The organism is Streptomyces sp. NPDC043853 (assembly GCF_056436025.1).
In genome coordinates this window covers 185,240-198,674 of the sequence record NZ_JBWKDJ010000006.1, presented here as the reverse complement: position 1 = coordinate 198,674, position 13,435 = coordinate 185,240, and the positions used below count along the sequence as shown (strand labels likewise).

General features: G+C 74.4%; 7 protein-coding genes. 6 read left to right on the top strand and 1 reads right to left on the bottom strand.

The window, feature by feature from the left end:
- Window positions 1-40 precede the first annotated feature (40 nt).
- Together AC067U_RS18460 and AC067U_RS18455 are read left to right on the top strand one after the other, a co-directional pair.
- Window positions 41-1,357 carry an SUKH-4 family immunity protein gene (locus AC067U_RS18460; RefSeq protein ID WP_478830775.1) on the top strand — a complete coding sequence of 439 codons (1,317 nt, stop codon included), beginning with the start codon at window positions 41-43 and terminating at the stop codon, window positions 1,355-1,357.
- Window positions 1,358-1,637: 280 nt separating this feature from the next.
- The gene (locus tag AC067U_RS18455) at window positions 1,638-2,429 is read left to right on the top strand and encodes an endonuclease I family protein (protein WP_478830774.1); all 792 of its coding nucleotides are present in this window, start codon (window positions 1,638-1,640) and stop codon (window positions 2,427-2,429) included.
- A 104-nt stretch (window positions 2,430-2,533) separates the two neighbouring features.
- On the opposite strand, the gene AC067U_RS18450 is transcribed toward AC067U_RS18455, so the two are convergent.
- Window positions 2,534-3,796 carry an alpha/beta hydrolase family protein gene (locus AC067U_RS18450; RefSeq protein ID WP_478830773.1) on the bottom strand — a complete coding sequence of 421 codons (1,263 nt, stop codon included), beginning with the start codon at window positions 3,794-3,796 and terminating at the stop codon, window positions 2,534-2,536.
- 275 nt (window positions 3,797-4,071) lie between these two features.
- Between AC067U_RS18450 and AC067U_RS18445 the strand changes: the two genes are divergently transcribed.
- The 4 genes from AC067U_RS18445 to AC067U_RS18430 are packed head-to-tail and all read left to right on the top strand — an operon-like array spanning window position 4,072 to window position 13,433.
- Window positions 4,072-5,034 carry an alpha/beta hydrolase gene (locus tag AC067U_RS18445; RefSeq protein ID WP_478830772.1) on the top strand — a complete coding sequence of 321 codons (963 nt, stop codon included), beginning with the start codon at window positions 4,072-4,074 and terminating at the stop codon, window positions 5,032-5,034.
- Complete coding sequence (locus AC067U_RS18440) at window positions 5,031-7,256, top strand: vWA-MoxR associated conflict system protein (RefSeq protein ID WP_478830771.1); 2,226 nt, start codon at window positions 5,031-5,033, stop codon at window positions 7,254-7,256. Before AC067U_RS18445 ends, AC067U_RS18440 begins: the two co-directional genes overlap by 4 nt.
- Complete coding sequence (locus AC067U_RS18435) at window positions 7,256-8,191, top strand: MoxR family ATPase (protein ID WP_478830770.1); 936 nt, start codon at window positions 7,256-7,258, stop codon at window positions 8,189-8,191. The genes AC067U_RS18440 and AC067U_RS18435 overlap by 1 nt, the downstream gene beginning before the upstream one ends.
- Window positions 8,184-13,433: a NaeI family type II restriction endonuclease gene (locus AC067U_RS18430; protein WP_478830769.1), complete on the top strand. Its 5,250-nt coding sequence runs from the start codon at window positions 8,184-8,186 to the stop codon at window positions 13,431-13,433. The genes AC067U_RS18435 and AC067U_RS18430 overlap by 8 nt, the downstream gene beginning before the upstream one ends.
- Window positions 13,434-13,435 lie beyond the last annotated feature (2 nt).

Here is a 13,435-nt window from a genome sequence, read left to right as displayed (position 1 = left end):
GTCGGCGGGGGCCGCACAACGCCTGACAGCATGACGCCCCATGAGCGATGATCATGCCCGTTCCGGGGCCCCGGCCGGCCCCGCCGCGGCCTTCGACGACCCCGCCGCCGTCCTGCGTACCGGCCGGGCGCGGCTGCGCGAACTCCTCGCCGCCTGCGCGTCCGGCCCGGAGCGGGCGGGCGGCCCGGGCCGGGAGATCGTCTCCCAGGCCGAGGTGCTGCTCGGCACGGCCGCCGTCCCGCGCCCGGAGTACGCCTCCTGGCTGCACTTCGCGGCGAAGGCGCTCGGCCACACCGGGTACGCCGAGGGGATCGCCGCCGCCGCGCCGCACCTGCCCTGGCGGACCCTGTGGGCCTGGTGGCGGCCGGTCGGCGCGTACGAGGCCGACCCGAACCTGAGCGGCGGGTGGCAGACCGACGTGTTCGAACGGGCCGGTGACGGGCGCCGGTTCGTGCGGGTGTCCGCGCTGTGGTGCCCGGAGACGTGGATCGACCTCGACACCGGCGAACGGTCTCGGGCCGCCCCGGAGGGCGTCGCCGAGGTGACCGAGGACCTGTGGCCGGACACCTGGCTGTTCGACCCCGAGGACGGGCCGGCACCCTTCGCTCCGGAGGACTGGGAGGACCCGGTCGAAGCGGCGCCCGGCCGCTACCTCCTGGTGGTCGCCCGCGGCGTGTTCCTCGTCGAGGAGAACCGGGACCGCGCACGGGCCGCCGAAGGCGACAGCGACAGCGAGGTGATGCCGGAGGCGCCCGGCGAAGCCCCCGTCCCCGAGCCGTGGTTCGCGACCGACCGGGACGGCCGCGGCCCGCTGACCGCCGCCCGACTGGACGAGGTGTTCGGCGCCGACTCGATGGTGCGCGTACCGGCGGGCGAACTCCCCGGGACGCTCCGCCACCCGGCCACCCGGGCGCTGCTGTCCGGACCCGGAATGCCCACGAGCTGGGGCGCCGGCTCGGTCGCGTTCCGTGCCGAACCCGGCGGCCCCCGGCCGGACGGCCGGGACGGGCTCCTGCGCCTCGGCGGCTTCGACTTCGGGTACTGCGACGAGGGCGAGGTCCTCGTCGACGGGACGACCGGCGCCGTCCTGCTGCGCCAGCCGGACGCCACGTTCGGGTCGGGCGGCGAGGAACCGTTCCCGCTGTGCCGGGACGCCGAGGTGTTCGTGCGCTTCCTGGAAGGCGTACGCCGGCACATGGGCTCCTGCTGGGACGGCCACGCGGCCGAGGGCGGCAGGACCGGTTTCCTCCGCTCGATGCGGGACCTCGACGCGGACGCGCTCGACGGCGACCCCTCCGGCGAGGTCTGGGAGCACGTTTTCGCCGGCATCACCGAACTCGGCGTGGACGGGTTCTAGCGGGGCGATCGCCGTCTGCGGCGGCGCCGCGCGCAGGCGCCGCCCCACCTGCCGGCACCCGTCGCGAGCAGGGAAAACCGGAGTGCGATCCTCCGAAATCCCGGGCGCACACCCCGGGTTCCGGGGCCGCCCGGGCACGTGTACGTTCACCGTGCACCTTCGTCATGTGCATGCCTTCCGGCCGTCACCTGAATGGCATGCCGCGGTGTGAACCTCCCCTCAATGACCGACACCCGTCGTGCCCGACGGCGGGTCGTGCGTGCCGAAAGGTTTCCCCCACGTGAAGATCTTCCCTCGCCGTTCGAGATGGGCCGCCCTGGGCGCCGCCGCGGCCACCCTGCTCCTGCTCCAGTCCCCGGCCGCCCCGGCTGCCGCGGCCGACTCCTACGCCGCCGACTACTACGCCGCGGCCCAGGGCAAGACGGGCGCCGAGCTCAAGTCCGCGCTGCACGGCATCATCAAGAACCAGTCCAAGATCTCGTACACCGCCGTCTGGGACGCCCTGAAGGTCACCGACCAGGACCCGAACAACTCCGCGAACGTGATCCTCGTCTACTCCGGACGCTCGCAGTCCAAGTCGACGAACGGCGGCGGGGTCAACGACTGGAACCGCGAGCACGTATGGGCCCAGAGCCACGGCGGCTTCGGTACGTCCGCCGGCCCGGGCACCGACCTGCACCACATCCGCCCCGAGGACGTGACGGTCAACAGCACCCGTGGCAACAAGGACTTCGACCTGGGCGGCAGTCCGGTCAGCGAGGCCGCCGGCAGCTACACCGACTCCAACTCCTTCGAGCCGCGCAACGCCGTCAAGGGCGACGTGGCGCGCATGATCCTCTACATGGCCGTGCGCTACGACGGCGGTGACGGTTTCGCCGACCTGGAGGTCAACGACTCCTCCGGCAACGGCTCGGTACCGTGGCACGGCCGGATCAGCGTGCTGAAGCAGTGGAACGAGATCGACCCGCCGGACGCCTTCGAGCAGCGCCGCAACCAGATCATCTTCGACACCTACCAGCACAACCGGAACCCGTTCATCGACCACCCGGAGTGGGTCGAGGCCATCTGGTAGGCCCGCCCCGTCCCCGCGGCCGGACCGGACTGCCCCCGGTCCGGCCCGGACCCCCGTCCCGGGCCGGACCGCGCCGAGCGGTACCGGACGGCGTGCCGGCCCGGTCAGGGGTGGTGGAACGAGACCTCCGGGTTCGCCGGGGACGGCCCGTCCAGCAGGGGCTGTTCCGTGCCGCGCAGGTGCCGGTCGAAGAACGCGGCGACGTAGGCGCGGGTGAGGTGCGTCGCACGGTCCGCCGTCATCGGCTCACTGGGCAGGCCGAAGTGCTCGAAGATGACGGGCGCGTCGGTGAAGGACCCGTGGTCCGTCCCGGCCACCGTCAGCCACCGCTTCTCGCCGCTGCCGAGCGCGCGCCAGGTGGGGTCCCAGGTGGTGTCCTCGCCTCCCGGCCGGTGCCCGTCGTCGGCGCCCAGCATCAGGAACGGCCGCCCGCCGAGTCCCCCGGCCGGGAGCTGGTCGTGGAAGGCGCCGTCCATGTTCACGCCCGCCCGGACGCGCGGGTCGCCGAGCATCGCCGTGGCCGCCGCGGCGCCGCCGATGGAGTGGCCGGCCATCCCGATCCGCTTCCGGTCGATGATCCCGGCGTGCTTCCACACCGGGTGACGGCCGGTCAGCCGGTCCAGCAGGAAGGACACGTCCCGCGCCCGCGCGGCCGTGACCTTGCTGCCCTTGGCCCGGCCCTCGAGCACCTCCGTGCAGGCCACGCAGCCCAGCACGCGCCCGTCGGGCACGGCCGTGCCGTAGGACTCGTACGCGTGGTCCAGTGAGGCCACCACGTAGCCGCGGCTTGCGAGGTCCTCGGCCAGCGCGGTGAGGGTGTAGCGGGAGAGGCTGAAGCCGGGTGAGAGCACCACGAGCGGGCGCCGGCCCGGTGCGGGCCGGACGTCGCTCCTGCTGTACGTGCGCGTGGCACTGAGCTCCGCCGGATCGACGGCGTCGCCCAGCCCGGCCCCCTCGATCAGCCGGGCGGCCTCCTCGGTGGTCGCGTAGGGGGCCGGCCGGCCGGTGCCGGAGCGGGCGGCCGGGTAGTGCAGGGTGACCATCAGCTCACGTCCGGCGGCGGTCGGCACCCACGGGTCCGGCCGGGAACGGTCGACGAGGTGGAGGACGGTACTGCCGACCGGTAACCCGCCGGTGGGCCGCGGAAGTGCGGGCGGCGCGGTCAGGCGCCGGCCCGCGGCGGCCGACGTCCCCGAGAGCGGCGCGGCCCACGCCGACGTCGTGACGGACGGCGCCGGAGAGGCCGGAGAGGGCGAGGCGGGGGCCGGGGCGGCGGCGGAAGCCGTACCGCCCGCGGCGACGGGCAGCGCGAGGGCGAGTGCGAGTACGGCGGCCGTGGCCGCCCTGCGAGAGGTGGAAGCAACCATGGCTCCGACGCTAGCCGGGGCCCACGCGCACCCGCGTCCGACCACAGTCGCGGAGCACTCCCCCGCGCGGGGGAGCCCATACCGGTGGTTGGCTCAACCTCCGGTCGTACGCCCGGGGTTGAGCACACCCCGACCGCGGACCCCGTGCCGGGCGACCCCGCGGGCGGCCGGAGCACCGGCCGGCGGTCCGGTCCGCGGCGCGGTCGTGCGCCGGACGTGGGCGGTCGGACCCGACGAGTCCTCTAAGCTGGCAATCCGACTTGGGGGGTGGGAAGGTGACGCCGCGTCTGGTGTTCGTCCACGGCATCGGCGGGCCGCGGGACCCTGATGCCGAGCAGGCGGAGTGGCTGCGCGCCCTCGCCGAGGGTGCCCGGGCCGCCGGACACGCGCGGAAGGTGTCCGCGCTGACACGTGGCTGGGGCGTCGAGACACGGTTCGCGTACTACGGGGACCTCTTCCACCGGGCGGGAGGCCAGGGCGGCGCGCCGGGCACCGGGGACGCCGGCGACGAGGCCGTCGTCGCCGAACTCCTGCTGGAGGTGATCGACCGTCGGCTCGCCGACCCCGCGGTGGACTCCCGGGAGCAGCGGGTGCTGTCCCACGCCCGGGCCAGGCTCGAACCGACCGGACAGGCCCAGGGGGCCGGTGCCGCGGGTCGCCGGACGCTGAACGCGCTGACCACGCTCGCGTCCGTGCCGGGCCTGCGGTGGCTCGGCGAACTGACCAGTTCCCGGCTCACCGTGACGGCGCTCGGACAGGTCGCCCGCTACCTCAACCGCGGTGAGGCGGACGCCGCGGGCGTCCCGCTGGACCGCCGGGTCAGGGACCGCGTGCGGAACTGCCTCGACCAGGACGGGCCGACCGTGGTCATCGCGCATTCGCTCGGCACGGTGGTCGCCCTGGAAGCCCTCCACGAGCACAAGGCCGAGGTTCCGCTGTTCGTGACCCTCGGCTCCCCCCTGGGCATCCGGACGGCCGTTCTCCCCCGGACCAGGCCGCAGCCCCCGAGCACCCCTGAATGCGTCGGCCGCTGGCTGAACTTCTGGGACCGCGACGACGTGATCGCGGCGCGTCCGGTGCTGGAGGAGTTCGTCCGCCCCAGCACGGGCCGGGTGCGCCCGGCCAGCGGCCGGGTCGACTCGGACGGGCTCTGGGTGCACCCCGCCGCCCTCTACCTCGCCCAGGGCGCGGTCGCGGGGCCCGTCGTCGAGGCCCTGGACACCCTCGCGGACCAGTGACCGGCGGCCGCCACGCCCTGGTGATCGCGGCCCAGTGCCCCGATCTGGGCATCCTCACCGAACTGGAGGCCGCGGCGAAGGACTTCCACTCCGTACTGACCGACCCGGAGGCCGGAGCCTGCGTGACTTCCGAGCCGGCCAGGACCCTGCTGTACGGCGAGGTCGCCCAGGGCGAGGTCGAGCAGGCGGTACGCGCGGCGGCGCGGGCGGCCGGGCGGCAGGGTGCGGTCCTGGTCCTCGCCCTGCTGGGCCACGGGATCGAATCCGGTGGCAGCCTGTACTTCATGGCCGGTGATTCCCGGCGCGACGAGCTGACCACCACGGTCGACGTGGGCTCGCTGCTCCGGCAGGTGGTCGAGACCCCGGGGCTGTCCGGGGTGGTCACGGTGGTGGACACCTGTCACGCGGCGGGCGCCGTGCCCGAGGTCAAGGCGGTCGTCTCGGGCGTCCGGCAGGGCAACACGCGGCTGTCCCTGCTGATGGGTGCGGGCGTCGCCGAGGCGGCGTTCGAGCTGAAGTTCGTCCGGACGGTCACCCGGGTGGTCCGCCGGGGCGTGGACCGGGCCGCCGCGTGCCTGTCCCCCGAGGCCGTGGTCGACGCCGTCCGCCTCGACGGCGGCGCCGTCGGCCAGGACATCCACCGGATGGACTGGGACGGCGCCCAGTTCGAGGATTCCGGACTGTGGCTGGCATACAACCGGCGGCATGCGGCCCGCCTGGCCGGCCGGCAGCTGGGCCCGCTGGCCCGTGAGGCCCTCGCCCGAGCACTGTCCGGCCGGCTCACCGCGCACGGCCCCGACGGCGTACGGCGACCGTACGACACCGTGCGCGGGCTCGCCTGTCCACACCCGCACACCGGCGCGGACGGAATCGACGAACTGCAGGTGCTCGACGGCCTGGAGGGGCTCGACGACCCGGCAGGGCTCGACGACCTGGAAAGGGCGGTGGCCGCGCTCGGTCTCCGGGAGGGCGCGCGAGCGCGGAGGGTCCTCGAAGCGGTCCGGCACTGCGCACGCACCCGCGCACTGCTGGCCGCGTGGCCCGGCAGCGAACTGACCTCGAAGGTACTCAACCGCTCCTTGTTCACCGCCGTACCGCAGGCTGCCGAGGGGCTGCCCACGGCCACGGGCAACGACCTGCTGCGCGACGCGGTGGAATACCTCCGGCTGAGCGCGCCCCTGGTCGCCCAGAGTCCGGTGGTGCCGTTGGCGCGTTTCGTCGCTTCCCTGGCGATGGATACGGGGGTTCCCCCGGCACACCCCGCCCTGCGGCAGTGGGCCGCCGACATCGGCGCGGACATCGACCTCAACGACGCGTTCGAACGCTGGGCGGAACGCAGCCGGGACATGCGGCTCCGGCTCGTCGTCTCGCTGCACGCGGCCGTCTGCGACGAATGGCCCGAGTCCCTCACGGCCTGGCTGCTCGACGGCGACACCCACCACGGCCACCGGGAGTTCCCCTGCCGGCCGGACCGCACCGGGGTGGAGCGGCAGATCGCGGCCGCCCTGCGCTGGGCCTCCGGTCTGGCCGGTCGTCTCGGGTTCCCGCTGAAGCGGGTCGAGATCGCGGCCCCCGCCCTGCTGCTGGTCCAGTGGCGGCCCGAGGAGACGGACTACGGCCGGCGGCTGGGCGACCGGCACGACGTGGTGCTGCGCTGGAGCGACCGGATCCAGCTGCCCGAGCACCGGTGGTGGATCAACGACGACGCCCGGGAACACCTGCGGGTGCTGGAGTCCGCGCGGTGCGGGCAGCGCCTGCACTGGCTGGAGGAGGGCGACACCCGCCCCGACGGAGAACTGCGCGCCCGACTGGAGGGCCGCACGGAAGGCAAGGCGGTGGCCCTCGGCCACCACCCGGCCCGGCTGGGCGACATCATGGCGACCCTGCTGGAGGCCTCGCCGATCGTGCTGTGGCCGGACGAGGACGCCCGGGTCTCCGAGGACGCCCGCCGCTACGTCGACGAGAGCTGGCACCAGCTGCCCGGCAAGTTCTGCACGGCCTACCGGGCGCGACGGCGCACCGGCCGACCGGATCCGGCCGGTCCGGCGGACGAGGACTCCGGCCGGTTGGGCCGGGAGGACCTGCACCGGCTCCGCGCCGTCTGGGCCGACCTGGACTACCTCGATTTCTGTGACTGGTTCCAGAAGTACACGACCGACCACCCGACCGATCGCCCGACCGACCACCCGACCGGGTTCCCGACCGAGGGGGAGACACCCTGATGACCTGGCAGCCCTTCTACGCAGGGCACGGCCGAGCCCCCGAGCAGCCCCGCCGGCTCGACCCGGCCCCGCCCTGGCGGCACTTCCCCCGCCGTCCCCTGCACGAGGAGTTCGTGCCGCCGCCCGGTCTGGTGGAGGCCGTGAACGCCGCCCTGCTGCTGCGCCGCCCGCTCCTGCTGACCGGCCCGGCCGGATCGGGCAAGTCGACCGTGATCGAGCAGGTCGCCGTCGAGCTCGCGCTGGGGCCGGTGCTGCGCTGGCACGTCACCTCACGCAGCAACCTGGGCGAAGCCCTCTACCGGTACGACGCCCTCGGCCGGATCCACGCCCAGCGGCTGGAGGGACGCGACGGCAGCGACGACATCGCCCCGTTCCTCCGGATGGGGCCGCTGGGCACCGCTCTGCTGCCCGCCACGCACCCGCGGGCGCTGCTCGTGGACGAGATCGACAAGAGCGACCTCGACCTGCCCAGCGACCTGCTCGACGTACTGGAGCGCGGCGAGTTCGAGATCCCCGAACTCGCCCGGTACGCGCAGGACGTGGTGTCGGTCCGCGAGTGGGACGGCGACATGAGGCACGACATCGAGCGGGGCCGGGTGCAGTGCGTCGAGTTCCCCTTCATCGTGATGACCAGCAACGGGGAGCGCGATTTCCCGGCCGCGTTCCTGCGGCGCTGCGTACGGTTCACCATGCCGCGTCCCACGGTCGAGTCGCTGACCCGGGTGGTGGCAGCGCACCTGGACGCGGAAGCTGCCGGCGCCGACGCCGCGCAGCGGCTGATCGCCTCCTTCGTCGCCCGGCTGGGCGAGGGCGAGAACCTGGCGGTGGACCAGCTGCTCAACGCCGTACACCTGTTGAGCACGGAGAACGCCCCGGACGAGGACCGCCGGCGGGAGATCGAGGAGCTTCTGCTGCGCGAGCTGTCCCGTGCCTGACGCGTCCGGCGGGCCCGATGCGTCCGGCGGGCCCGATGTGTCCGTCGGGCCGGGCGTGCCCGCGGTGGCCGCCGGGTCCGGGGACCTGTCCCGGGTCCTGGCGGCGTTGCGCGGGGCCGCGCCGGACCTGGACGGAACGGCCCTGACCGAGGTGCTGTGGCTCGCCGCGCGCATGGCCGACGGCGCTGCGACCGCACCCAGGGGTCCGGATCCCGTGCGGCCGCCGGACACGGCCGGGACACGGCCCGGACCCGGGGAGACCGAGGGGGCGGGGGACGTCTCCGGTACGCCGTCCGCGCCGCCGACGCCCCCGGCTGCCGCCGGACGGCCGTCCCCGCCCGCGGGCGGGCAGCCGGCCTCCGCGACCGACCGGGCCGCGGGGGCCGACGGAGCCGGCGGTGCCGACGGGCACGCCCTGCACGAGCGGCGGTCGGGCGGACCGGACCGGCTCCGCGGCAGCGCGGTGTCCACACCCGGCGCGTCCGGGCTCCCGCACGGCCTGGAGCTCACCCGCGCGCTGCGGCCGTGGAAGCGGCGGTGGCGGGCGGGACGGCGGAGCGAACTCGACATGGACCTGACGGTCGATGCGTACGCGCGCGGCGGACGGCTCATCCCCGTGTTCGCCCCGGCACCCGAGCGGTGGTTCGACGTGACCTTCGTCGTCGACCGCTCCCCCGGCATGCGGGTGTGGCAGGAGACCGTCCGCGAGTTCACCTCGCTCGTCGCCCGGCTCGGCGCCTTCCGCACGCTCAGGACCCGCGACCTGTCGTTCGGGCCGGACGGCAGCCCCGTCGCGCCGGGCCCGGCCGGCTCCCCCGACGGCCGGATGCTGGTGGTCGTCGTGTCCGACTGCTCGGCGGACGCCTGGCGGCGGCCCGCGGTGTGGCAGCAGCTGCACGCGTGGGCGGGGACGACCCCGACCGCCCTGCTCAACCCGCTGCCCACCCGGCTGTGGCGGAGCACCGGGCTCGACCTCCCGCTCGTACGGGTCACCCCGACCGTCCCGGGCCCCTACGGCGCCCGGCTCCCCTACGACGCACCGCCGCCGCTCGACCGGGACCCGGAGGCGACCGGAGGGGTCCTCCGCCCGCAGCCGGTGCCCGTCCTGTCCCTCTCCGCGCACTCCCTGGGACGGTGGTCGCGCGCGCTGATGCGGAACGATCCGGCCGGCTGCAGTGCGGTCCTGGTCCCGCAGACCGGCCGCCTGCCCGCCCGGTCCGGACCGGCCGCCAGGCCGGTGCCGCCACAGGTCCGCGCGCACGGGTTCCTGCGCACGGCGAGCCGGCCGGCGGTGCGCCTCGCCGTGCTGTGTTCCGCCTTCGACCGGCTGGGCCTGCCCGTACTGCAGGTGATCAGGGAGGCACTGGTGCCGGAGGCGGCCACGGCGGCCGTGGCGGAGGTCATCACCAGCGGCCTGTTCGAGGTCGCCGACGAGGGTGACTCGGTGACGCTCTCGCTGGGCCCGGACGCGCAGGCGGCCCTGCGGGAGCGGCTCACGACGGACGACGTGTGGCGCCTCCACGACGCCCTCGACCGTCACATCGGCGATCGCGTCGGCACCACCGGACTCGCCTCGGTCCTGCCCGATGCGGCGGCGGCCGAAGAACTGCCGGCAGAACTGCGGCCGTTCGCCCGCGCCTCGCGGGAGACACTGGAGCTGCTCGGGGTGGCCGTACCGGAGCGGACCGCGCCGCCGGCCGAGGCAGATCCCTCCGCGGTGGCGCCCGAGCCCGGCCCCTACGGGCTGCCGCCCGCGCCGGAGCCGTACGTCGGCCATGCCGACATGGTCCGCGTCCTCGCGGACACGCTCTCCGCACGGGGCGACCGGCGCCGCCGGGTGTGCCTGACCGAAACGGGCGCCCAGCCCGGCGCGGGCCGCACGGCCATGGCCCTGCACATCGCGCACCGGGTACGGGACTCCTTCCCGGACGGCCAGGTCTTCCTCGACCTGCGCGGCTCGACCCCGCATCCCGTCGACACCGATGCCTCGCTGTTCATGCTGCTGACCGCGCTGGGCCTGCCTCCGGACAACCGCCCGTGGACCACCGGGGAGCTCCTGACCACCGCCGTCGACGCCCTCCAAGGGCGGCGTGTGCTCATCGTCCTGGACGATGCGCACGACACCGGCTTCCTCGACCGGCTCTGCGCAGCGACCCCGGACTGCGCCTGGCTGGTGACCGTACGAAAACCGGAACAGGTGCCGTCCGAGTTCACCACCGGTCGCCTCCTGCCGCTGTCCCAGGAGGACCTCCTGGCGATCCTGGCCGTCGCCGCAGGCCCCCGGCTGGACCTTCAGTCCCGGTCCGCTCTGCTCGCCTTCCTGGCGGGCACCGGCAGGTGGTACCCGCTGGAGGCGAGGCTCTGCGCCGCCTGGCTGGCGGCGGACCCGTCACGTTCGGTCGAGGACCTGATCAGGGTGCTGATCCACGCCGACCTCGCGCGAGGGCGTGCCAGGTCCGACTTCTCGTTCTACGGGCTGATGACCCGGACGCTCCCGCCCGAGCTGATCGAGGCGGCCACCGGCCTGGCCGTCGCGGGAACGGGCCGGCTGACGGTCCACGAGGCCCGGGCGCTGCTCGGCTTCACGGCCGGCCGGGCGCGCAGGACCGTGGAACAGCTCGTCGGCGCGGGCGTGCTGGAACGGCGGAGCCGGGAGGTGTACCGGTTCCACGCCGCTCTGCACGCGGCCCTGCGCCGCGTCTCGCGGCCCGGCACCGGCGAGCACGTCGATGACGGTCTGGCCGCCTTCCACCGGTCTGCCGCGGTCCTTCTGCACGATGCCTCCCGCCCTGCCTCCCACCTCGGCCACCTGCTCGGTGTGCCCGACCCGGACCTGGAGCCTCCGGTGGCCGGGGAACTGCTCGGCCCGCTGGCGGACACCTGGATCTCGAACGCGCTCGCGTCGGTGATCGAGGCCGGCGACCTCACGCACGACCAGTGGGTACGGGAATCCCTGGTCGTACTGCTGTACCTGCTGCGCGACACCGGCGGATCGGCCCGTCACCGGCACGCTTTCGAACGCGCGGCGAACGTCCTCATCCGGTCCGGCGACCAGGGGTTCGCCCGGCTGGCGCTCGCCTGGGCCCACCACACCGGCGGCCGGACGCAGGCCGCCGCCGAGAACCTGGGTCCGCTGCTGCACTCGTCCGAGGTCTCGCCCTGGGACTTGCTGTCCTCCCATGTGCTGCTGCTGGCCGGAACACTGGCCCTGGACCGGGGTGAACCGACGCAGGCGCGGAAGTTCTTCGACGAGGCGGCCGAAGGGTTCACCTTGCATTCCGACCCCTACGCCCTCTCGTCGGCCCATCTCGGCCTGGCCGGGGCGGAGTTCCGGCTCGGCAGGACCCCGGAGGCCTTGGAGTGGGCCGAGGGGGTGGTGGACGAGGGCCTCGATGCGGTCCGGGTGCCGCTCGCGCGTGAGGCCCTGCGCTTCCTGGCCGTCGCGGCCTCGGCGGCGGGCCGCCACGAACGGGCACTGGAGGTGCGGACGGAACTCGGCCGGGTCCACGAGGTCCTGGGGGACGACCGTGCCGTGGGCGAGGTCCTGACCGACACGGTGGACACCTTGCTCCAGCTGGGCCGGCCGCAGGAGGCCCTCGCAGCTGCCGAGGAGGCCGTCCTCCGTTTCCGGGGGCCGGGACTCGAATGGGAACAGGCGGATGCCCTGGAGCTCCAGGCCATGCTGCTCCGGCACGCGGGCGACGAGAGCGCAGCCCTGCTCGCTCTGGAACATGCCCAGTTCCTGATGGACGGACGCGACCCCGAGCGGGCGGGCCGACTCCGGGCGACGTCCCGCTCCCTCTTCGGACTGAGGACCCTGATCGGTCTGGAGATGACGGCCGAACCGACCGGCGACGCGGAGGACGAGCGCCGTTCCGAGCAGCTGTCCTGGGCGGCGGAAAAGGTGATCCACCGCCTGGACATTGCGCCGAACGGCCTCGTCGAGAACGAAGTGATCGCGGGCGGTTGTGTTCTGATCTGCGACGCGTCGATCGGCACGGCGGACCTGGTGAACGGTCTGGCCGAGCAGCTGCCCCGGGCGCTGACCGCCGCGGGATTCCCCTACGGGGTGCACATGGCGGTCAACGTCACAGAGCTCAGCGGAACACCGTCGCACGGCGTCGAGCTGCTGCTGCACGCCCATGAACTCCGCTCGCTCGCGCGCCGCAGCAGCACCTGGCCCGTCATCCACATGTCCGCGAAGGCCCATGCCGTGATGGCGGCGAGCCCGTCGGCCGAGCGAGTGTACGTGGACGCGACGCCTGCCGGAGCGGACTCCGGGAACCGCCTTCTGGTGCCGGCGGAGCCGGCCTGGCCCCTGAGCGACCGCGGGTTGTACCGGCTCGCGCTGGCCTGGAAGGCAGCGGACCCCGACGGCAGTCGTCTCGCCCGGTTGCTGCGCGAAAGCATTGACGCGAACGTGCAGCCCCGTGCGGGTTTCCCGGACAGCTTCGACCCGAGGTCGATGAGCCGCACGGCACGTGCCAGGGCCGCACTGGCAGTCGAACACGGTCTGCGGCGCTGGGAGTCGTTCGGGCCGGGCGGCTCGACCGACCTGATCCTGCTCGCCCGGAACCTGCACGACGAGGCCGTGGGCTTCGACGTCAAGCTGTCGCTGTCCCAGCAGTGGGACGTTCCGCCCTCCGCGCACGGCCGGCTCGTGGTGCTCGTCCACGCCGACGACAGGTCGTCCCGCTGGTCCGTGGGGCTGTTGAGGTTGCGGGCCGAGCAGATGGTCGACGGGGCCCCACGGAGGCTCAGCGCACTGACAGTGCGCGACGAGGTGCTGTGGCTCCACCGGCACGACCCGCTCCCGGAGAACGTCCTGCTGCACCTCTCCTACGCGGACCAGCGTGCGATCGTTGCTCCGGGTAGTGCCCGCGACCGACTGGTCGAGCTCTTCACGCGTGTCGAGGGCAAGAGGGTTCTGCCTGCCCTGATCGCCCGGCTGGCGGGCGAGAGCTGGCAGCGGCGCCTCCGCGAGGCAGCGCCGGTGCTGCGTGAGCGGGGCGTCCTGCTCCTGGGCCCCGGCGCCGCCGACCGCCTCTTCTCCTACGCCTTGGGGGTGGCAGGGGACTCGCCCTCCGAGGGCTACACCAGCGTGCGCCTCACGAGGTACGAGCCGGGCCGGCACGGAGGGAGACAGCCGATCAAGCACCACGACCACACCCGCTGGGTCCGGGCCGGCGACCACGACCCTGTCGAGCCGCTCCCCGATCTGCGCTCGGGGCGCCCGCTGTGACC